This window comes from Stutzerimonas tianxiuensis (assembly GCF_053470365.1).
Map to the genome: position 1 here is coordinate 157,368 of NZ_JBPVWS010000001.1, position 20,043 is coordinate 177,410.

A 20,043-nucleotide genomic window follows, 5' to 3' on the forward strand; every position below is an offset into this window, starting at 1 on the left:
CGCTCCATCACCTCACCGTGACCTGTCACGGCCTTGGGGCTACAATGCGCGCCATTCAAAATACGTCGGGCCGGCTGCTCGGCTCTAATAAGCTCTACCCACGCCGCTTTGGCGACCTGCCCGGAAGGAGAAACCCATGGGTCAGCGTACTCCCCTCTACGATCAGCATCTTGCACTTGGCGCCAAAATGGTCGACTTCGGCGGCTGGGACATGCCGCTGCATTACGGCTCCCAGGTTGAAGAACATCATCAGGTGCGACGTGATTGTGGGGTCTTCGACGTCTCCCACATGACGATCGTCGATGTCGCGGGGGCGGATGCTAAGGCCTACCTTCAGCGTCTGCTGGCCAACGATGTGGGCCGCCTTGGGCAAGACGGCAAAGCACTGTATTCGGCGATGCTCAACGAGCGCGGCGGCGTGATAGACGACCTGATCGTCTATCTCACCGATTGGGGATATCGCCTGGTCGTCAACGCCAGCACCCGCGACAAGGACCTGGCCTGGATGCACGCGCAGGCCGAGGGCTTTGCCGTGGAGGTGACCGAGCGTCCAGAGCTGGCGATGCTGGCTATCCAGGGTCCCCACGCACGAGCACGGACTTCCGAGCTGGTCAACCAGGCCCGCGCTGCATTGATTCACGAGCTCAAGCCATTTCATGGTCGCGCCGTCGGCGATTGGTTCATCGGTCGCACGGGCTACACCGGCGAGGACGGCCTGGAGATCATCCTGCCGGCCGACCAGGCGCCGGACTTTCTAAGCGAGTTGGTCGGGGCCGGTATTTCACCGATCGGCCTGGGCGCGCGTGACACGCTGCGACTGGAGGCTGGGCTGAATCTATACGGCCAGGATATGACCGAAGACGTCTCGCCGCTGCAGGCCAACATGGCCTGGACGGTAGCCTGGAAGCCGATGGAGCGTGACTTTATAGGGCGCTCCGCGCTGGAGACTCAGAAGGCGCAAAGCGATCTGCCGAAACTGGTAGGGCTGGTGCTCGAAGAGCGCGGCGTTCTGCGTGCCCATCAGATCGTTCGGGTCAATGGTATTGGTGAGGGCGAGATTACCAGCGGCAGTTTTTCGCCTACGCTTGGCAAGGCCATCGCGCTAGCGCGTGTTCCTGCCGGTTCAGGCGATCGTGCCGAAGTGGAAATTCGTGGTAAGTGGTATCCCGTGCGCGTGGTGCAGCCGACTTTCGTGCGTCACGGCAAAGTACTGGTGTAAATTCGGCCGACTGCAATTTTGCAACGGGCCGCAAAGCCTGCTTCGTGCCCGCAACCGACAGTTTTATTGAGGACCTACGAATGAGCGATATCCCCAGCGATCTGCGTTACGCCGCCAGCCACGAGTGGGCCCGTCTCGAAGCCGACGGTAGTGTGAGCGTCGGTATCTCCGACCATGCCCAGGAAGCGTTGGGCGACGTGGTGTATGTGGAACTGCCAGAAATCGGCCAGCAACTGACTGCAGGGCAGCAGGCCGGTGTGGTGGAGTCGGTGAAGGCTGCGTCGGACATCTATGCACCCCTCTCCGGAGAGGTGGTCGCGATCAACGAGCAACTCACCGACTCGCCGGAAGCTGTCAACAGCGAGCCCTATGGCAGCTGGTTCTTCCGGCTTCAGCCGAGCGATGCTTCGCAACTGGAGAAGCTGCTCGATGCAGAGGGCTACAAGGCCTCCTGCGACGCCGAAGCCTAAGCCGTCCAAACTCAAAGCCCCGCAGTGCAGGCGCGTGAAAACCGAGCGTAGTCGCTTTTCACAGCAGTCCGGCATATCGGGGCTTTCCTTTTTCGAGAGAAGCAGTGATGTCTCAAGTGCCGCGCCTTTCCCAGCTCCAGCAATCTGACGCCTTTCTGCGTCGTCATCTCGGCCCTGATGCCGCTGAACAGCAGGCCATGCTTGAAGCGCTCGGCTTGTCCAGCCGCGAAGAGCTGATCAAGCAGACCGTGCCGCCGGCGATTCGTCTGCAAGGCGACCTGGCACTGCCGGCTGCGCTGGACGAGCAGGAAGCATTGGCGCGCCTGCGGAGCTATGCGGAACAGAATCAGCTCTGGACCAGCCTGATCGGCGTGGGTTATCACGGCACCATCACGCCACCCGTCATCCTGCGCAACGTGCTGGAGAATCCGGGCTGGTATACCGCTTACACGCCTTATCAGCCGGAGATCGCGCAGGGTCGCCTTGAAGCGCTACTGAATTTCCAGCAGCTGACCATCGATCTCACCGGGCTCGACCTCGCCAACGCCTCGCTGCTCGATGAAGCAACCGCTGCAGCTGAGGCCATGACCCTGGCGCGGCGCATGGCCAAGAGCAAAAGCAACTGCTTCTTCGTCGATGAGAACTGTCATCCGCAGACGCTTTCAGTGGTGCAGACGCGTGCCGAGGCTTTTGGTTTTGAACTGGTGGTCGGTGCGCTTGAGGATATCGCGGCGCAGGACGTCTTCGGCGCACTGCTGCAGTACCCCGACACTCACGGCGAAATTCGCGATCTGCGTCCGGCGATCGAAGCGCTGCATGCCAAGCAAGCGCTGGCCTGCGTCGCAGCGGACCTGCTCAGCCTGCTGCTGCTGACACCGCCTGGCGAGCTCGGCGCGGATGTAGTACTCGGCTCGACCCAGCGCTTCGGCGTCCCCATGGGCTACGGTGGTCCGCACGCCGCCTATTTCGCCACCCGCGACGCCTTCAAGCGCGCCATGCCTGGCCGCATCATCGGCGTGTCCAAGGACGCCCGCGGCAACATGGCGCTGCGCATGGCACTGCAAACCCGCGAACAACATATCCGTCGCGAAAAGGCTAACTCGAATATCTGTACCGCCCAGGTGCTATTGGCCAACATTGCCAGTTGCTTCGCGGTCTACCATGGCCCTGAAGGGCTCAAGCGTATCGCTCAGCGCACCCATCGGCTGACGTCGATTCTGGCCGGTGCGTTGGAGCAACGCGGCATAAAGCGTATCAATCAGCACTTCTTCGACACGCTGACTCTGGAAGTCGGTGGCGCACAGACCGCGATACTCGAAAGCGCACGTGCCGCTCGGATCAACCTGCGCATCCTTGGGCGCGGCAAGCTGGGCGTCAGCCTGGACGAGACCTGCAACGAGCAGACCGTCGAGAGGCTACTAACGGTCTTCCTGGGCGCAGATCATGGACTGAACGTCCTAGCGTTGGATGGCGGCGAAATCGTCAGCGGAATTCCGGCTGAGCTGCAACGCAGCAGCGGCTATCTTGCGCATCCGGTGTTCAATACCCACCACAGCGAAACCGAGATGCTGCGCTACCTCAAGCAGCTGGAAAACAAGGATCTGGCGTTGAACCAGGCGATGATCCCGCTCGGTTCATGCACCATGAAGCTGAACGCCACCAGCGAGATGATTCCGATCACCTGGCCAGAGTTTGCCAACCTGCATCCGTTCGCCCCGCAGGAGCAAGCTCAGGGTTACAAGTTGATGATCGACGAGCTGGAAGCCTGGCTTTGCACGATCACCGGCTTCGACGCGATCTCCATGCAGCCCAACTCCGGTGCGCAGGGCGAGTACGCGGGGCTGGTGGCCATTCGTAAGTATCACGAGAGCCGCGGCGAAGGGCAGCGTGATATCTGCCTGATTCCGTCCTCGGCGCACGGCACCAATCCGGCGTCGGCGCAGATGGTCAGCATGCGCGTGGTTATCGTCGAATGCGACAAGGCCGGCAATGTGGACCTGGAGGACCTCAAGCGCAAGGCCGCCGAGGCGGGTGACAAGCTGTCGTGCCTGATGATCACCTACCCATCGACCCACGGCGTCTATGAAGAAGGCGTCCGCGAGATCTGCGAAACCATCCACGCCCATGGTGGCCAGGTCTACATGGATGGCGCCAATCTCAATGCCCAGGTCGGCTTGGCGCGGCCGGCTGACATCGGTGCCGATGTCTCGCACATGAACCTGCACAAGACCTTCTGCATTCCGCATGGCGGTGGCGGTCCAGGCATGGGACCGATCGGCATCAAAGCGCATCTGCAGCCATTCGTTGCCAACCATCCGGTTATCGAGCTGCAAGGTCCCAACCCCGAGAATGGCGCGGTCAGCGCAGCGCCCTGGGGGAGCGCCAGCATCCTGCCAATCAGCTGGATGTACATCGCCATGATGGGCCCGCAACTCCGGGATGCCACTGAGGTTGCAATCCTCAGCGCCAACTACCTCGCGATGCGTCTCGGTGAAGCCTTCCCAGTCCTGTATAGCGGCCGCAACGGCCGTGTAGCCCATGAATGCATCATCGATTTACGCCCCTTGAAGGCGCAGACCGGCATTACGGAGGAGGACGTCGCCAAGCGACTGATCGATTACGGTTTCCATGCGCCAACCATGTCCTTCCCGGTCCCTGGCACCCTGATGATCGAGCCGACCGAGAGCGAGTCGAAAGCCGAACTGGATCGTTTCGTCGAGGCGATGCTGAGCATCCGTGCGGAGATAGCCAAGGTGCAGGACGGCGGTTGGCCTGCAGAGGACAATCCGCTGGTACGCGCTCCCCATACATTGGCCGATGTGGCCAATCTTTGGGACCGCCCTTACAGTATCGCCGAAGGCGTTACGCCCAGCTCACATACCCGGGCGCACAAGTACTGGCCAGCGGTGAATCGGGTTGACAACGTATTTGGTGACCGCAACCTGTTCTGCGCCTGCGTACCGGTTGAGGATTATCGCGAGTAGTGTCGCTCCGCCCGGTTTGATTTTTGAATCAGACTGGGCGGCATCTCTCCCTAAGGGTCAGCCTTCTTGAGAAGGCTCGTCGGGCGCATCCTCGTCTTCTTCGCCGATCATTCCCAGCAGCTGCGCCAGCACCAGCTGTGCCTCTTCCACGCCCAGGCGTTTCGGTGCCGAGAATAGCTGGACGCTCACACCGTCTCCCCAACCTTTGCGGATGTCGCGCTGGATGGCCAGCAGCGCGCTCTTTGCTGCGCCAAAGGCAAGCTTGTCCGACTTGGTCAGCAGGATATGTAGCGGCATCTCGCTGGCGTTGGACCAGTCGAGCATCATGCGATCGAATTCGGTCAGCGGATGGCGGATGTCCATCATCAAGAACACTCCCGCGAGGCTCTCGCGACTGCTCAGGTAGGCTTCCAAGTGACGCTGCCAATGTTGCTTCAGAGGGATCGGCACTTTTGCATAGCCGTAGCCGGGGAGATCGACCAACCGGTGGTGCTCGTCGAGGCTGAAAAAGTTAAGCAGCTGGGTGCGTCCTGGCGTCTTGGACGTGCGGGCCAGGCTGGCGTGGGTGAGCGTGTTCAGCGCACTGGACTTGCCTGCATTCGAGCGACCGGCGAAAGCGACTTCCAGGCCTTCGTCAGCCGGGCATTGATCGACCTTGGCGGCACTGGTCATAAACGTGGCTTGCTGGCAGAGGCCTAGAATCGGGTTTTTTGGGAGCATGGGCTTTCCGGTGAGTGCGCGCGGGGGGTGCGGCAATGGTTCATTTCCGTTTCAGGAACGCCAGTATATAATGCCGCAGATTTTGTGTGCGCTTTGGTCTAAAAACGAGCCGGCTAGCCGCTCTGTCGGTCGCTTATGGCGATTGATCGGAAGCGAGTGAAGCGCTGCTCTAGCGCCAGGTCAGACGTCACCCTGTTTATAACGAGCGTCGCCATGGCCCTAAGCGGTCGGACTGCCGAATAAGATTTCTTTAAACCCTTAGCCGTAGTTGGATGAGCTGATGAACAAAGTACTCGTGAGTCTGCTGTTGACCCTTGGCATCACCGGTATCGCCCACGCGGCTGGAAATGCAGAAGCAGGAAAAGAAAAGGTCGCCGTCTGTGGTGCTTGCCACGGTGCAGACGGAAACAGTGCCGCACCGAACTTCCCGAAACTCGCAGGCCAGGGCTCGAACTATCTGTTTAAGCAGCTGCAGGATATCAAGGCGGGCAGCAGCCCTACAGCCGAGCCGGGCGTTGGCCGGAAGGTGCTGGAAATGACCGGTATTCTTGACCCGTACAGCGAACAGGATCTTCAGGACATGGCTGCTTATTTCGCCAGCCAGAAGATGACCATCGGTACTGCCGACCCGGCTCTGGTCGCTCAGGGTGAGCAGCTTTTCCGCGGTGGTAAGCTGGAACAGGGCATGCCAGCGTGCTCCGGTTGCCATGCGCCTGACGGTGTTGGCAATAATCTTGCGCGGTTCCCGCGCTTGGGCGGTCAGCACGCGGCCTATACCGCCAAGCAGCTCACTGACTTCCGTGAGGGAGACCGGACAAACGATGGCGATGCAGCCATCATGCGCACCATCGCGTCGAAGTTAAGCAACAAGGAAATCCAGGCCCTGTCGAGCTACATCCAGGGTCTGCACTGATCGTTAAACCGATCAGCCTGCAAAAGGCGTTCAGGGCTCGAGCCTGGACGCCTTTTTTTGTTTTTGCCCTCGCTATAATGATTGTCAAGATATTGAAAAGCGTCGGAAAGCGCTGGCGAGCACGCATGAATTGCTGCAGCCTGTGGCGCTATCGGTCAGCCGTTCATTACCAAGGGAGTCACCATGCGTAAACTCGTTCTCAGTGCCCTTCTCGTTACCGCCAGCCTGTTTGGCTTTTCAGTCAGTGCGGCAGAGTTTCAGGCAGGAAAGGAATATGTTGAGCTGAAGAATCCGGTACCGGTTGCCGAGCCGGACAAGATCGAGGTTGTCGAGCTGTTCTGGTATGGCTGCCCGCACTGCTACCAGTTCGAGCCGGTGATCAATCCATGGATCAAGCAACTGCCTGACGATGTCGATTTCAAGCGTATTCCGGCGATGTTCGGTGGCGTCTGGAACACCCATGGCCAGATGTTCCTCGCGCTGGAGTCCATGGGCGTCGAGCAGAAGGTTCATGATGCCGTGTTCAACGCCTATCATCGCGATGGTAACAAGCTCGACACTCCGGAGAAAATGGCTGAGCTCCTTGAGGAGCAGGGAGTCGACAAGCAAGCGTTCCTCAAGGCTTATAACTCCTTTGGTGTGAAGAGCCGTGCCGAGCAGGCAAAGAAGCTGGCGATGGCTTATCAGATCACTGGCGTTCCGGTAATGATTGTCAACGGCAAGTACCGCTTCGATATCGGTTCCGCCGGCGGCCCGGAGCGGGCGTTGGATGTTGCTGACTTCCTGATCGAAAAAGAACGCGCGGCCCGGTAAGCACAGATGCTTCGTCGCTGGAGTTCACCGCGCTTGGCTGGCCCGGGCCAGGCGCGAGTCAATCCGCTTTGTCTGGATTCCAGCGGCCTGCCCTGCGACGGCCGATTGCGTCTGCTGAGTTTCAACATTCAGGTCGGCATCAGCACCGAGCGCTATCATCATTACCTCACCCGCAGCTGGCAGCATCTGTTGCCGCACACTGGGCGCGCGCGGAACCTGCAGCGCATCGGCGATTTGCTGGGCAACTACGACCTTGTGGCGCTGCAGGAAGCGGACGGAGGCAGCCTGCGGTCAGGCTATGTCAACCAAGTCGAACATCTTGCGCAACTCGGCGCCTTTCCCTATTGGTACCAGCAGCTCAACCGTAACCTGGGACGCTTCGCTCAGCACAGTAATGGCGTCTTGAGTCGACTGGAGCCGCAGGGACTGGAAGACCATCCATTGCCGGGCCCGTCCGGGCGCGGTGCGATTTTGCTTCGGTTTGGTCAGGGTGAGGACGCCCTGGTTGTCGTGGTGATGCACTTGGCCCTGGGCGGCGGCGCGCGCACTCGCCAGCTGGCCTACATCCGCGACTTAATCGGCGGCTACCGCCATCAGATTCTGATGGGCGACATGAACACCCACGCCAGTGATCTGCTGGAGCACTCACCGCTACGTGATCTTGGCCTGCAAGCGCCGCAAATCGAAGCGACGTTTCCCAGCTGGCGTCCGCAACGCTGCCTGGATCACATCCTGCTGAGTCCCAGTCTGACTCTCGAGCGTGTCGATGTGCTGGCTCAGGCGACTTCTGACCACTTGCCGGTAGCGGTGGAAATCCGCTTGCCAGACGCACTGCACGGTGCTGACGCATTGCCTGTACCTATGGATAGGACCTGATGAGCGACGACGCGCAACGCTGGAAAGACAAATATCTGCAGCAGTTGGAACAACAGGAGCAACTTGAAGGGCGCTGGAATACGCGACTGGATCTTCTGCGTCGTAGCCTGGTTCGCAGCAGTTTTGCCGTAGACGGCGCCGATCCTGCCGTTGAGCGTTGCATGCGCGAGCTGCGTGACGTGCTACGTGACGACGTGCAGGATGATCGTCTGGGTGCCCTTGTCCCGCGACTCGAGCGCGCCGTACTCGACACCGAGCGCAGTAAACAGGAGCGCCTCAAGCAGTTGACTGAGGCGCTTGATCGACTGGCTTCGCAACTGCTTGAGCTGCAGCTGCCCAGTGAAATCCGCAAGCCACTGAAGCAGTTTTCACGACAGCTTGGTGCGCGAGCCGCTCAATCGCGCGAGCTGCCCACGCTATTGAGCGAGCTGGGTGATTTGCAGAATCAGGCACTGACTGCACAGCGGCCGCTAGGCGGCTCCGCTTCGGTGGGCTTGCTAGGCCGGTTGTTCGGACAGCGCGAGCGCGCCAATGAGATCACAGCGAAACCCAACGGTGATTCGTCGGCGTTTCCTGCTGAGCCGGCAGAGTCTCTTCAAGGACTGCCGCCCGTTGGGTCGCCGGAAACACCCGAGCCTCTGCCTCAGCCAGACGGCCCGGATTCCAGTGCGCAGGCGGCGCAAGCGCTGCAAGCTGCCATTGATATCGCGGAACCGCGCAGCGATGTGCTAGCCGATGTGACGTTGCCGGAGCCGACGCCGGAGAATCAGCCGGCCGACCCGTATCGGTTGCCACCTTCGCCAGAGCAGGCCTATAGCGCTATCGCCGAGCGTGTTGAGTCGACGCTGCTCGGACTGCTGGAGAATTTGCGGCTTCCCGAACACCAGCAGGCGCAGGCGCAGGCCATGCGTGAGCGAATTCAGCAGGGCCTCAACTGGTATGAGCTGGTGCCAGTGCTCGATGATCTGGCTCAGTTGATGTTGGCGGTGGCGGATCAGGGGCAGCGTGAATTCGAAAGCTATCTTGGTCTGCTCAACGAGCGGCTGGCCACCATGCAGGACAGCCTTGGCGCGGCCCGCGAAGGGCACGTGCAGAGCAAAGAAACGGCCCAGGCGCTTGACGAAGAGCTGCGCCAGCAAGTCGGTGGCCTGCAAGACAGCATGCTCGGCGCCAAGGACCTTCCGAGCCTGAAGCAGACTGTTCAATTACGGCTTGATGGTTTGCTGGAGACCGTTGATGCGTATCAGCGTCAGCGAAGTGAACATGAACAGACCTTGAGTGATCGCCTTGGCACCCTGGTTGAGCGTGTGGCTAGCCTCGAAAAGGCAGCCACGGGGATGCGCGAACACCTCGAAGAGCAGCGCCAGAAGGCCCTGCGGGACCCGCTCACCACCTTGCCCAATCGAGCCGCCTGGGATGAGCGCCTAGAGCTTGAGGTCGCGCGACACCAACGTTACGGCGGTGAGCTGCTGCTCGCGGTGCTGGACGTGGACCATTTCAAGCGTATCAACGACAGTTTCGGCCATCTGGCTGGCGATCGGGTGTTGAAGATTATCGCCAATGAGCTGCGCAAGCGGTTGCGCAAGACTGACTTCATCGCCCGCTTCGGCGGCGAAGAGTTCGCGCTGTTGCTGCCCGAGACGCCTCCCTCGGCGGGGCTCAAGTTGCTGGACAATCTGCGCACCGGTATCGAGAACTGTCCTTTCCACTTCAAGGGAGCTCGCATCCAGGTAACGCTGTCGGGAGGGCTCGCAAGCTTCGCTGCAGCCGATCGAGCCGAGCAGGTGTTCGAGCGCGCCGACCAAGCTCTCTACCGGGCCAAGGATTCCGGTCGCAACCGTATCGAAGCGGGCTGACGGGACGCGCTGGGAGCCCAAGGGCTGCCCCGGTATAATCCCGCGCTCTGTTCTGGCGCCGATCTCTCGGCGCTTCTCTGCGGGCCGCTCTCTGCCCGATCAGATGTTTAAGTCTGCGTCCTGTCGCTGTCGACCAGAGGTCTCCTATGAAAACCTTGATCCTCGCCCTGTTTGGCCTGTTGCTTGCCGGCTGCGCCAGCGGTCCGCGTATCGATACCCGCCATACTTCGCTGGGACATGACAGCCGCGCGCAGTTCATCGTGCTGCATTACACCTCAAGTAATCTGCAGCGGTCGCTGGAAATTCTCAAGGGCGACGGTGTCAGCAGCCACTATCTGATCGGCGAGGCGCCCGCGACCATCTACCGTCTGGTTGATGAGGATCGTCGTGCCTGGCACGCCGGGGATAGCCAATGGAACGGGCGCACCTGGCTTAATTCCAGCTCCATCGGTATCGAGCTGGTCAATCGAGGTTATATCGAAAGCGGCAACGGACGGCTTTGGTATCCCTACTCCGATGAGCAGATCGACGCTTTGATCGTGCTGCTCAAGGACATCATGCAGCGTCACAGCCTGCAGCCTGGCGCTATCATCGGGCACAGCGACATTGCCCCGCAGCGCAAGGTCGATCCCGGCCCGCTGTTTCCGTGGAAACGGCTGGCGGACGCCGGCCTGGTGCCCTGGCCGGACGCCCAGGCCGTAGCCCGTCAGCGCAGCCTGTTCGCCACGGCTTTGCCAGACGTGGCTTGGTTCCAATCGCAATTGGCTGAGCAGGGCTACAAGGTGCCAGTGCACGGCTATCTGGATCTGGAAACCCGCAACGTCATTGCGGCGTTCCAGATGAAATACCGCCCGGCACGCTTCGATGGCGAGCCGGATGCAGAAACCGCAGCGCTGCTCGCGGTGCTGAATGCAGCACGCTGAGGGTTCAGCTCAACTGCGCGGGTTACAGCCGATCAGTCGTGAGTCGGCAAGTGCTGCGGTGCGGTGGATCGTGGCGGCGCGGTATTCCGGGTCCGCCAGCATGGCGAGGAATGCTTCAGGCGAGGGATAGCGCACCAGCAGCACCTCGTCCCAATGTTCGTGCTCTGGCGCAATCAGCGCGACGCGGGCGTTGGCCATGATCTCCACGTTGCCGCCGGTTGCACGCACCTTCTTGATGGCCGTGCGGCTGTAGACTGCATAGGCTTCTCTGCCGGAGCATGGCTGCTGGTCACTCTCGGCAGGGTAGGCGGCTTGGTCGTTGAAACGCAGCAGGTTGAGCATGAGGATTGGCTCGCCGGCGGGCATCTGCTCGGCGAAGCGTTTCAGCTGGTCCTGGGTCGGATTGAGGCTGGGCATGGTGGCTCCTTTTTATTCTTGCCGCCCTGCCAGGCTCAGATGGGCAGGGCGATGTAGAAGATGGTGCCGTGGCCGATCCGTGAATGCACGCCGATACGACCACCATGCAGCTGAGCGATTTCCTTGCATAAGGCAAGACCCAGTCCGGCGCCGCCACGGCGTCGACCGATCTGCACGAACGGCTCGAATATGCGCGCCTGCTGACTGTACGGAATGCCTTCGCCGTTATCTTCGACACTGAGGATGACCCGTTCGCCGTGATGCCGCGCCAACAGGCGGATCTCGCCGCCGTCCGGCGTATGCCGCAGGGCATTGCTGAGCAGGTTGTCGAGGGTCCGGTCCATCTGCTGTTGATCCAGCAGCAGGCTTGGCAGTGGCGTCTGCAGTTCCAGCTTGATTTCAATGCCGTTCTGCGCGGCGCTTGGCTGGAAGCGCTGCCGTGCTTGCTCAAGAAGCGCCGCCGGGTCGCACGGCACGCGCTCAAGCTTTTGCTGACCGCTCTGGTAGCGGGAGAAATTCAGCAGATCGTTGATCAATGTGACCAGGCGCTGCATCTCCTCATGCACAGTGGTGAACAGGTCGGCTTCGCGGCTGTTGTCCGGGTAATGCGTTCGTTCACGCAGCAAGCTGAAGGCCATCTGCATGCCTGTCACCGGGGTGCGCAGTTCATGCGAGGCACGCAGAACGAACTCGTTGCGTACCCGCTCGAAGGTGCGCTGGTCAGTCACATCGTGCAGCACCATCACCGCACCGCTGATGCGGCCGTCGTGATGGTTCACGGGGCTCATGCGCCATGACAACAGGCGGCGCTCGCCGTCGGCCTCGATCACCAGATCTTCCGGCGGGGCGGATAACGGCGTGTCGGCCAACACTTGCTGAGCTGCCTCATCCAGCTCCGGATAGCCGAGGGCTTGGCCAAGCGTCGAACCGAGGTGTTCTGTCTCCCAAGCCAGTTGGCGTTGCGCGACCGGGTTGGCATGTTCCAGGCGGCCCTGGCGGTCAATGATCAGCAAGCCGTCATCGATGCTGTCGAGCAGCGCTTGCAGCCGTTGCTGACCATCGACCAGTGCTTCGACATTGGTTTGCTTGAACTGGTGCAGCGCCTGAGCCATCAGACCGAAGCGACGAATCAGCGATGACAGCTCAGCGATAGGCGAGGTGGGCAGGCTGATATTGAAGTCGCCGCGGCCGATCTGGTCGGCGACGCTGGACAGTTGCTCGATCGGGTCACCGAAACGCCGGGCAAAGCTGTGTGCGGTCACAAACCCGATCAGCAGCACGGCAATACCGGTCAACCCCAGCAGCCCGGCGAGCAACTGCGCTCGATCGCGACTGCGAATCTCGGTATCGCGAATCTGGTTGTAGGCGGCCTGTTGCATGTCGACCATCAACTCACGAACGCGGTTGAAGGATTGGCTGAGAGGATTGTCCTCAAGCAGTGTCGCGTTCAGATTGGACGGTGTTTCCAGCTGCACGGCAAAGCGGGTGTAAGCGTCGCCGATGGCCTCATAAGCTTTGCGGTCCTGCTCGTCGGGGGCGTCCGCCATGCCGCGTGCCAGGGCGCTCAGGAACACTTTGCGCGAAGCGTCCAGGGCTTCGGTGTCGCGGTCTTCCCGGACCAGCAGCAGCAGCTGGTTTCCGAGCGCCTGGCGCAGCTGCTGATTGACCTCGATAACACCGAAGTTATCGCGAATGAGGTGCTCCTGACTCTTGGCCATTTGCACGACGCTGACCAGGGCCAGCAGCAGCCCAAGCAAGGCCACGGTCATCAATGCGGAGAACCCCAGGAACAATCGGGTCCTCAGCTTCATCTGGATTTTCATAGGCCGTATTGCTTGCGTTTTCGATAGAGCGTCGAGGCGTCGATGCCAAGGATTCGGGCGGCTTGATCAAGGGTGTCGCTGGTGCTCAACACGCCTGAAATGTGCGCTTTTTCCAGCGCTTCCAGGCTGAGCGGCTCACCGATGCGCGGAGCATTGCTGACCGCCTGATCGGCCAGACCGAGATGGCTGACTTCGATCATGTCCTGCGGGCAAATGATGCTGGCGCGCTCAACCACGTTGCGCAATTCACGCACGTTGCCAGGCCAGCGGTAGGCTTTCAGTGCGCCAATGGCGCCGTCGCTGAAGCCGCGCGCCGGGCGTCCATAGCTCTTCACGAAGAATGCCAGGAAGCGTTCGGCGAGGGTCAGCACGTCTTCCGGCCGCTCGCGCATGGGCGGCAGGTTCAGAGTAATGACGTTGAGGCGATAGAGCAGATCTTCGCGGAATTTACCTTCGCGAACCATCTCCTCCAGATTCAGGTTGGTGGCAGCAAGGATGCGCACATCAGCCCGTCGGGTGACCGGGTCACCGACGCGCTCGTATTCTTTGTCCTGGATGAAGCGCAGCAGTTTTGGCTGCAAGGCCAGAGGAAAGTCGCCGATCTCGTCGAGAAACAGTGTGCCGCCGTCAGCCTGATTGACGCGCCCCAAGGTGCTTTCGGTCGCCCCTGTAAAGGCACCGCGGTTGTGTCCGAACAGCTCGCTTTCCATCAGGTCTGCCGACAGAGATGGGCAATTGATGGTGATGAAGGCCTTCTTCGAGCGCCGGCTCCAGTTGTGAATCGCCCGCGACAGTTCGCCTTTGCCCGTGCCTGACTCGCCAAGGATGAGGATGTTCGCGTCGGTATCGGCCACCTGACGGGCCGTTTCCAGCACATTCATCATCGCCGGGCTGTACGAGCCCAGCGCATCGCTGCGTTTTTGCACTTCGCCTTCCAAAGCCTCAAGACGCGCTGCCATCTGACGAACTTCCAGCTGCTTGGCGGCCGACAGGCGCAGCTGCTCCGGGCTGCATGGCTTGACCAGGTAATCCGCAGCGCCCGCCTGCATCGCGTCCACCGCGGTGTCCACGGCCGAATGAGCGGTCACGATGACTACGCGCATCCAGGGCGCAAGCACACGCATCTGCTGCAGGACATCAAGACCGTTGTCTTCACCCAGGCGCAGGTCCAGAAAGCACAGGTCGAATACCTGTCGCTGCAGGATCGCTTCGGCCTGCGACGCGCTGGCCGCCGTGACCACCGTATAACCACGATCCTCGAGGCAGTAGCGGAACGTGCGCAGGATCGCTGCCTCGTCGTCCACCAGAAGGATGCGGCCGCCGGTGTCGGTCGTTTGGTCCATGAATGCTCCAGTCAGGCAAAAGCGGTAAATGTATGGCGAGTCGTTTGGGGGAAATCCCGGTGCTGTATCGCCGCCAGGTCGCCCGGCGCCAGCGTTAGTCTACGCAAAGCCATGCAAGTTGCACGGTGCATGAACGTCTTTCCTGCAGGCTGCAATCAGCGCTGAAACGACGATGAAGCGCAAGGCATTGATTATAAGAGGTTTCAGGCGTTTTTATGGCTGGCACGGGGCTTGCGGTCGTTTAGCGGTAACGCGCGTATCGGCAGCAGTCGAGGCGCATCGCATCTGCATCAGGAGGCCTCCATGAACCAAGACATCACCCACCTCAACGAGCTCATCGAAATCACCCGCGATGGTCAGCATTTCTATCAGCATGCGCTGGAAGAAGTGAAAGATATCGAACTGCAGCATCTATTCCGCGATATGGCTCAGGCAAAGACGCACATCATTCAGGCGCTCTCGGTGAAGGTTGCGGCCAATCAGGAACAGCCCGCACAGGGAGGTACTACAGCTGGCAAGCTTCGTGAAATGTACGCCGACACCAAGGCACGGTTGGGCGACAGTGACGCGGTGTATATCGACCAGCTTGACCAAACCGAAGAGCGCATCCTGGCCGCCTTCGAAGATGCATTGAAAACTGCGGACCCTGATGTGAAGGCATTGCTGGCCATCGAGCTTCCGAAAATCCGGGCCTGCCATGAGCGTATTCACACCCTCAATCACCGTGGCAACGACAGCAGGGATTAGTCCGTCGTGCAAATCGCCCGGCGCGGTGCAAGCGCATCGTGCAATATAAATTGGCGCAGCGACATTTTGATTGCATAAGTTGTTGAATATAAAGGAATAATCGTAAATCTCAGGAGTGGCACGAGCCCTGCAACATAACCACTAAGACAGACATGCCCCGCATGCTTAGAAGGAGTTGAGGATGAATCGTCAAGCACGTTTCCTACTGGTTGGAAAAGGTTTCCTTACCGCCGCTGTGGTCACGCTGATCGTTGGAGCCGAATATCCGATGTCGGAGCCGCTCAGCCAAACGCAGCAGGAGTCAGCGGAACGAATCCATATGTACGACGCTCAACCTGTAGGGATTGTGCAAACCGGACCTGCTCCGCAGACGATTGATTATGTGCAGGTGCGGTCTGAGCAACGTTGGGTTTTCTAGTTGGAGCTCGGCGAGCCGATCGGTAGCGATAGGTCTCGCTGAGGATGTTCTGAACCGAAGAGGAGTTACACCATGCTGAGTTGGGCTATCACGTTTCTGATTATTGCCATCATCGCTGCAGTACTGGGCTTCGGTGGTATCGCGGGCACTGCAACGGGCATCGCCAAGATCCTGTTTGTGGTTTTCCTGGTGTTGTTTGTCGCTTCGCTGATTTTCGGACGGGGCCGCGGCCCACGAGCCTGATGCATAACGCCGCCCGTCAGGGCGGCTGCACAGGCATAGGGAGGTTACAGCGGCTGGATGCCTTTATTTGAGCCTTCGCAGGAAGCGGAGTGCTAGTTACTGAGGTGAATCGTCCGAGGATCACCTATCAGCTCCTACAGCGGGGGAGCCAAGGGGTCGGGACGCTCTTCGATGGAGCGACCTAGGGGTACAGGGGGTGCCTCCGTCATGGACCGGGCTCGGCGAGTGCCAACCGAAGGTGGGACCTCCACCTTCGGTTTGCGATTTCTCCAGCGCTTCACGTCCTGCGTTATTTGTTCACTTCAAGGGCTATTCGAGCCCGGCTGAACCAGCCTCAGCGCGTTGTCGCTTCCCTCCGTATTTCTGCGCCCACCTTCGCTCGTCCTGTTTGGTTCATGGCTGTTCTCCAGCCGCACCGCTATCATCGCGCGCAGTCACTCGTTGGAGAATCACATGCTCAACGGCCTATGGCTGGGCTTCTTTCTGGTCGCGGCAGTTGCTGCGCTCGGGCGCTGGCTGCTCGGCGACGACCCGGCTGTGTTTGCCGCCCTGGTCGAAAGTCTATTCGCGATGGCCAAGCTGGCTGTAGAGATCATGATCGTGCTGTTCGGCACGCTGACGCTCTGGCTCGGTTTTTTACGCATTGCCGAGAAGGCTGGCCTGATCGAGCAACTGGCGCGCTTGCTCGGGCCGCTGTTCCGTCGGTTGATGCCGGAAGTGCCAGCCGGGCACCCGGCGTTGGGGTTGATCACTCTCAATTTCGCTGCCAACGGCCTGGGTCTGGACAATGCCGCCACGCCCATCGGCCTGCGCGCAATGCGAGCCCTGCAGGAGCTCAATCCGAGCAAGACGGTCGCCAGTAACGCGCAGATCCTGTTTCTGGTGCTCAACACCTCCTCGCTGACGCTGTTGCCGGTGTCGATCTTCATGTACCGCGTGCAGCAGGGCGCTGAAGACCCGACTCTGGTCTTTCTGCCTATTCTGCTGGCCACCACCGCATCGTCACTGGCAGGCCTCTTCGCGGTTGCGCTGGTTCAGCGCCTGCGTCTCTGGGACCCGGTCGTTCTCGCCTACCTGGTTCCTGCGGCGCTGCTCCTGGGCGGCTTCATGGCGTTGCTGGCCGGGCTTTCGGCCACCGCGCTTTCATCCTTGTCATCGCTGCTCGGCAACCTCACGTTGTTCGGCTTGATCATCGCGTTCCTCGTTATCGGTGCGCTGCGCAAAGTGCCGGTGTACGAGAGCTTTGTCGAGGGCGCGCAGGAAGGCTTCGATGTTGCGAAGAGCCTGCTGCCCTATCTGATCGCGATGCTGTGCGCGATCGGTGTGTTCAGAGCCTCCGGCGCACTCGATTTCGGACTCGATGGAATCCGTTGGCTGGTGGAAGCGTTGGGCTGGGATACCCGTTTCGTCGACGCGCTGCCCACTGCGCTGGTCAAACCGTTTTCCGGCAGCGCCGCGCGCGCAATGCTGATCGAGACAATGCAGAGTCAGGGCGTGGACAGTTTTGCTGCGCTGGTTGCCGCGACCGTACAAGGCAGCACCGAAACCACCTTCTATGTATTGGCCGTCTACTTTGGGGCGGTGGGCATCCAGCGGGCGCGGCATGCGGTGGGGTGTGCCTTGGCGGCAGACTTCGCCGGCATCGTTGCGGCTATTCTGGTCTGCTACTGGTTCTTCGGTTGACCGGTGCAAGCAAGGGTTTCGAGTAGCGCTAAAAAAGAACCCGCCAATCGGCGGGTTAAAGCGTGGCTCGTTGCCAGACCCGAAATAACGGTTCGGCGAGAAACATCACCAGGAACAACCGCAGCACCTGCAGCGCGGTGACCAGCGCGACCGATAGCTGCAGCGCTTCGGCTGTAAGGCACAGCTCAGTAATCCCGCCTGGCATCATCCCCAGCATCAGCGACGTCTGGTTTAGTGTCGCGGCCCATCCCAGCACTTCTGCGAGGCCCGCTGCAGCGAGCATGGCCAACAGCGTAAACAGCAAGATGCGCAGCATGAATCGCGGCGCGCTGCGAAAGAACGGTCGATCGAAGTGACAACCCAGCGAGCAGCCGATCAACCATTGTCCAAGCTGGCCAACACCCTCAGGCATGCCCAGATGCAGATCGAAGGTGGCACTGGCGACGGCACAGACCGTCAGCGGCCCAAGCATCCAGGGGTTGGGTTGGCCGAGCCGCTTCCAGAGCAGCGCAAGCAGCCCGCCCGCCGGTAATAGCACAGCCAGCCAAGGCCAGCTGACGGGTGCCGGCGGCGGCGCGTCAACGGAGGGCAGGCTCCAGGTAAACAGCGCGGGAATGATCAGCACCACCAGCAGCAGACGCATGCTATGCGCTGCGGCCACCATCGCCGGCTGCGCCGCGTGGCGGCTGGCCAGATTGACCATCTCGCTGGCGCCGCCCGGCATGCTGGAGAAGAATGCCGTGGCGCGGTCGGTGCCGCTTCGCAGCAGAATGAAGATGCCGATCAGGCTCAAGAGCAGGGTGCACAGTGCACCGGCGAGAATCACTCCAAAGTGCTGGAGCACCTGCTGCATGACCTCGCTGGTGAAATGCAGACCGATAGCGCTGGCGATCAACCATTGCCCGGCCTGTCGACCGTGCGGGACTTCCTTGACCAGCCAGCCGCTGCAGCGCACTGCAATGACCGCCAGCAGCGAACCGACCATCCATGGCAGCGGCCAGTTCGCCAGGCTTGCCAGCCAGCCGCCGAGGGCGCCGACCAGAGGCGTCGCCCACCAACCCGGCAGCGGGCGCGGCATATCAGGCGTGCGCCTCGTTCAGTTTGGCGCGGCGGAGCTGGCGCCACCAGCGCAGGCCCGGCATCGCCAGCATCAGAGCGGCCATGGCCCAGAGCACCAGGGTGATCGGGCTGCCCCAGAGGATGCCCAGATCGCCTGCGGAGATCGACAGCGCACGGCGCAGGTTGTCTTCCATCATCTCGCCGAGGACGAAGCCGAGGATCAGTGACGACAGCGGGAACTCAAGCTTGCGCAGCAGGTAGCCGAACACACCGAGACCCACCATCAGCACCAGGTCGAACGTGGTGCTGTGCACCGAGTACACGCCCACCACGCTGATCGCGGTAATCGCAGGCACCAGCACCCAGTTGGGCACGCTGAGCATCTTGGAGAACAGTCCGACCAGCGGGATGTTCATCACCAGCAGGATGACGTTACCGATGAACAGCGAGGCGATCAGGCCCCAGACCACGTCAGGCTGCTGCTCGAACAGCAGCGGGCCGGGTGTGATGTTGTATAGCGTCAGCGCGCCGATCATCACCGCCGTGGTGCCCGAGCCTGGTACACCGAGGGTGAGCATCGGGATCAGCGAGCCGCAGGCGGAGGCGTTGTTGGCGGCTTCCGGTGCGGCCAGGCCGCGCAGGTCGCCCTCACCGAACTTGCCATTGTCACCGGCCATGCGCTTTTCGCTCATGTAGGTCATGGCGCTGGCGATGGTCGCACCGGCGCCGGGTAGCGTGCCGATGACGAAACCCGCGCAAGCGCTACGCACCATGGTCCAGAAGGTCTGGCAGAACTCCTTGAAGTTGAACAACAGACGTCCGCTGGCCTTGACCGCTTTTTGCCCGCTGTGGGTCTTTTCCAGCATCAACAGCACTTCGCTGACGCTGAAGAAGCCGATCACCACGATCACGAACTGGATGCCGTCGGACAGGCTCACGCTGCCAAAGGTAAACCGGTAGACGCCGGTCGTTGAGTCCACGCCAACCGTTGCCAGACCCAGGCCGATCAATGCGGCCATCAGGGTTTTGACCGGCTTGTCGCCGACCATGCCGCCCAGACAAGCGATGGCGAAGATCATCAGCACGAAGTACTCAGCCGGGCCGAAGGCCACTGCCCATTTCGCCAGCAGCGGGGCGAACAGCACCACACCGCAGGTGGCGATGATGCTGCCGATGAACGAACTGACCGCCGACAGCGACAGGGCGATGCCCGCCTTGCCCTGGCGCGCCAGGGGGTAGCCGTCGAGGGTGGTCATCACTGCAGCTGCGTCGCCAGGGACGTTGAGCAGGATGGCTGAAATGCGTCCACCGTACTCGCAGCCCAGATACACAGCAGCCAGGAGGATCAGCGCTGTCTCTGGCGGCAGCCCCAGGGCGAAAGCCAGGGGCAGCAGCAGGGCTACGCCGTTGATCGGGCCAAGCCCAGGCAGCAGGCCAACCACGGTGCCAACAAAGGCGCCGAACAGCGCTACAAGCAGGTTCATCGGTCGCGTGGCGACATCGAAGCCCTGCCACAAGAAGTTCAAGGTTTCCATT

Annotated in this window: 18 protein-coding genes; 12 read left to right on the forward strand and 6 right to left on the reverse strand. The window is 60.9% G+C overall.

Going from position 1 to position 20,043, the window contains the following annotated elements; translation table 11 throughout:
• The first annotated feature begins 136 nt into the window (after nt 1-136).
• The 3 genes from gcvT (at nt 137) to gcvP (ending at nt 4,673) form a co-directional block, all read left to right on the forward strand.
• The gene (gcvT, locus tag ACSSNI_RS00650) at nt 137-1,219 is read left to right on the forward strand and encodes a glycine cleavage system aminomethyltransferase GcvT (protein WP_200640035.1); all 1,083 of its coding nucleotides are present in this window, start codon (nt 137-139) and stop codon (nt 1,217-1,219) included.
• Nucleotides 1,220-1,299: 80 nt separating this feature from the next.
• Nucleotides 1,300-1,689, forward strand: coding sequence for a glycine cleavage system protein GcvH (gene gcvH / locus ACSSNI_RS00655; RefSeq protein WP_159966828.1), 390 nt, complete (start codon nt 1,300-1,302; stop codon nt 1,687-1,689).
• Between the two features lie 107 nt (nt 1,690-1,796).
• Entirely contained in the window at nt 1,797-4,673 is a 2,877-nt protein-coding gene (gene gcvP, locus ACSSNI_RS00660; RefSeq protein ID WP_200640034.1) for an aminomethyl-transferring glycine dehydrogenase, read from the forward strand.
• Nucleotides 4,674-4,730: 57 nt separating this feature from the next.
• Here gcvP and yihA read toward each other — a convergent pair whose 3' ends face one another.
• Nucleotides 4,731-5,393: a ribosome biogenesis GTP-binding protein YihA/YsxC gene (yihA, locus tag ACSSNI_RS00665; protein ID WP_200640033.1), complete on the reverse strand. Its 663-nt coding sequence runs from the start codon at nt 5,391-5,393 to the stop codon at nt 4,731-4,733.
• Nucleotides 5,394-5,673: 280 nt separating this feature from the next.
• Here yihA and ACSSNI_RS00670 point away from each other — a divergent pair, with 280 nt between their 5' ends.
• From ACSSNI_RS00670 to ACSSNI_RS00690, 5 genes are all read left to right on the forward strand, one after another.
• On the forward strand, nt 5,674-6,306 hold the full coding sequence (locus ACSSNI_RS00670; protein WP_102836588.1) for a c-type cytochrome: 633 nt from the start codon (nt 5,674-5,676) through the stop codon (nt 6,304-6,306).
• Between the two features lie 183 nt (nt 6,307-6,489).
• Complete coding sequence (locus ACSSNI_RS00675; protein WP_200640032.1) at nt 6,490-7,119, forward strand: thiol:disulfide interchange protein DsbA/DsbL; 630 nt, start codon at nt 6,490-6,492, stop codon at nt 7,117-7,119.
• A gap of 6 nt (nt 7,120-7,125) precedes the next feature.
• Nucleotides 7,126-7,995: an endonuclease/exonuclease/phosphatase family protein gene (locus ACSSNI_RS00680; RefSeq protein ID WP_200640031.1), complete on the forward strand. Its 870-nt coding sequence runs from the start codon at nt 7,126-7,128 to the stop codon at nt 7,993-7,995.
• The gene (locus tag ACSSNI_RS00685) at nt 7,995-9,851 is read left to right on the forward strand and encodes a GGDEF domain-containing protein (protein WP_200640030.1); all 1,857 of its coding nucleotides are present in this window, start codon (nt 7,995-7,997) and stop codon (nt 9,849-9,851) included. The genes ACSSNI_RS00680 and ACSSNI_RS00685 overlap by 1 nt, the downstream gene beginning before the upstream one ends.
• 146 nt (nt 9,852-9,997) lie before the next feature.
• The gene (locus ACSSNI_RS00690; protein WP_200640029.1) at nt 9,998-10,774 is read left to right on the forward strand and encodes an N-acetylmuramoyl-L-alanine amidase; all 777 of its coding nucleotides are present in this window, start codon (nt 9,998-10,000) and stop codon (nt 10,772-10,774) included.
• Between the two features lie 9 nt (nt 10,775-10,783).
• On the opposite strand, the gene ACSSNI_RS00695 is transcribed toward ACSSNI_RS00690, so the two are convergent.
• The 3 genes from ACSSNI_RS00695 to algB are packed head-to-tail and all read right to left on the reverse strand — an operon-like array spanning nt 10,784 to nt 14,357.
• Nucleotides 10,784-11,191: a DUF1330 domain-containing protein gene (locus ACSSNI_RS00695; protein ID WP_200640028.1), complete on the reverse strand. Its 408-nt coding sequence runs from the start codon at nt 11,189-11,191 to the stop codon at nt 10,784-10,786.
• A gap of 35 nt (nt 11,192-11,226) precedes the next feature.
• Nucleotides 11,227-13,014, reverse strand: coding sequence for a KinB sensor domain-containing domain (locus ACSSNI_RS00700; RefSeq protein WP_200640027.1), 1,788 nt, complete (start codon nt 13,012-13,014; stop codon nt 11,227-11,229).
• Nucleotides 13,011-14,357 (reverse strand): sigma-54-dependent response regulator transcription factor AlgB, encoded by a 1,347-nt coding sequence (gene algB, locus ACSSNI_RS00705; protein ID WP_102836595.1) that lies wholly within the window; start codon nt 14,355-14,357, stop codon nt 13,011-13,013. The genes ACSSNI_RS00700 and algB overlap by 4 nt, the downstream gene beginning before the upstream one ends.
• A 303-nt stretch (nt 14,358-14,660) precedes the next feature.
• On the opposite strand from algB, the gene ACSSNI_RS00710 reads away from it, so the two are divergent.
• The 4 genes from ACSSNI_RS00710 (at nt 14,661) to ACSSNI_RS00725 (ending at nt 17,448) form a co-directional block, all read left to right on the forward strand.
• Complete coding sequence (locus tag ACSSNI_RS00710) at nt 14,661-15,104, forward strand: ferritin-like domain-containing protein (protein ID WP_200640026.1); 444 nt, start codon at nt 14,661-14,663, stop codon at nt 15,102-15,104.
• A gap of 181 nt (nt 15,105-15,285) precedes the next feature.
• On the forward strand, nt 15,286-15,522 hold the full coding sequence (locus ACSSNI_RS00715; RefSeq protein WP_102836597.1) for a hypothetical protein: 237 nt from the start codon (nt 15,286-15,288) through the stop codon (nt 15,520-15,522).
• Nucleotides 15,523-15,594: 72 nt separating this feature from the next.
• Nucleotides 15,595-15,765 (forward strand): DUF1328 domain-containing protein, encoded by a 171-nt coding sequence (locus tag ACSSNI_RS00720; RefSeq protein WP_019341907.1) that lies wholly within the window; start codon nt 15,595-15,597, stop codon nt 15,763-15,765.
• A gap of 453 nt (nt 15,766-16,218) precedes the next feature.
• The gene (locus ACSSNI_RS00725) at nt 16,219-17,448 is read left to right on the forward strand and encodes a nucleoside recognition domain-containing protein (protein WP_200640025.1); all 1,230 of its coding nucleotides are present in this window, start codon (nt 16,219-16,221) and stop codon (nt 17,446-17,448) included.
• A gap of 55 nt (nt 17,449-17,503) precedes the next feature.
• Here the strand turns inward: ACSSNI_RS00725 and ACSSNI_RS00730 are convergent, their stop codons facing one another.
• Both ACSSNI_RS00730 and ACSSNI_RS00735 read right to left on the reverse strand, forming a co-directional pair.
• A complete protein-coding gene (locus ACSSNI_RS00730; RefSeq protein WP_200640024.1) occupies nt 17,504-18,526 on the reverse strand; it encodes an AbrB family transcriptional regulator in 1,023 nt (340 codons plus the stop codon).
• Between the two features lies 1 nt (nt 18,527).
• Nucleotides 18,528-20,042, reverse strand: coding sequence for a tripartite tricarboxylate transporter permease (locus tag ACSSNI_RS00735; protein WP_448258775.1), 1,515 nt, complete (start codon nt 20,040-20,042; stop codon nt 18,528-18,530).
• Nucleotide 20,043 lies beyond the last annotated feature (1 nt).

Coding starts and splice junctions, on each gene's coding strand:
- ACSSNI_RS00700 (WP_200640027.1), bottom strand. CDS start 13,014: ATGAAAATCCAGATGAAGCTGAGGACCCGATTGTTCCTGGGGTTCTCC.
- ACSSNI_RS00710 (WP_200640026.1), top strand. CDS start 14,661: ATGAACCAAGACATCACCCACCTCAACGAGCTCATCGAAATCACCCGC.
- ACSSNI_RS00735 (WP_448258775.1), bottom strand. CDS start 20,042: ATGGAAACCTTGAACTTCTTGTGGCAGGGCTTCGATGTCGCCACGCGA.
- gcvP (WP_200640034.1), top strand. CDS start 1,797: ATGTCTCAAGTGCCGCGCCTTTCCCAGCTCCAGCAATCTGACGCCTTT.
- gcvH (WP_159966828.1), top strand. CDS start 1,300: ATGAGCGATATCCCCAGCGATCTGCGTTACGCCGCCAGCCACGAGTGG.
- ACSSNI_RS00670 (WP_102836588.1), top strand. CDS start 5,674: ATGAACAAAGTACTCGTGAGTCTGCTGTTGACCCTTGGCATCACCGGT.
- ACSSNI_RS00725 (WP_200640025.1), top strand. CDS start 16,219: ATGCTCAACGGCCTATGGCTGGGCTTCTTTCTGGTCGCGGCAGTTGCT.
- ACSSNI_RS00685 (WP_200640030.1), top strand. CDS start 7,995: ATGAGCGACGACGCGCAACGCTGGAAAGACAAATATCTGCAGCAGTTG.
- ACSSNI_RS00730 (WP_200640024.1), bottom strand. CDS start 18,526: ATGCCGCGCCCGCTGCCGGGTTGGTGGGCGACGCCTCTGGTCGGCGCC.
- ACSSNI_RS00690 (WP_200640029.1), top strand. CDS start 9,998: ATGAAAACCTTGATCCTCGCCCTGTTTGGCCTGTTGCTTGCCGGCTGC.
- ACSSNI_RS00720 (WP_019341907.1), top strand. CDS start 15,595: ATGCTGAGTTGGGCTATCACGTTTCTGATTATTGCCATCATCGCTGCA.
- ACSSNI_RS00680 (WP_200640031.1), top strand. CDS start 7,126: ATGCTTCGTCGCTGGAGTTCACCGCGCTTGGCTGGCCCGGGCCAGGCG.
- ACSSNI_RS00715 (WP_102836597.1), top strand. CDS start 15,286: ATGAATCGTCAAGCACGTTTCCTACTGGTTGGAAAAGGTTTCCTTACC.
- algB (WP_102836595.1), bottom strand. CDS start 14,357: ATGGACCAAACGACCGACACCGGCGGCCGCATCCTTCTGGTGGACGAC.
- yihA (WP_200640033.1), bottom strand. CDS start 5,393: ATGCTCCCAAAAAACCCGATTCTAGGCCTCTGCCAGCAAGCCACGTTT.
- ACSSNI_RS00695 (WP_200640028.1), bottom strand. CDS start 11,191: ATGCCCAGCCTCAATCCGACCCAGGACCAGCTGAAACGCTTCGCCGAG.
- gcvT (WP_200640035.1), top strand. CDS start 137: ATGGGTCAGCGTACTCCCCTCTACGATCAGCATCTTGCACTTGGCGCC.
- ACSSNI_RS00675 (WP_200640032.1), top strand. CDS start 6,490: ATGCGTAAACTCGTTCTCAGTGCCCTTCTCGTTACCGCCAGCCTGTTT.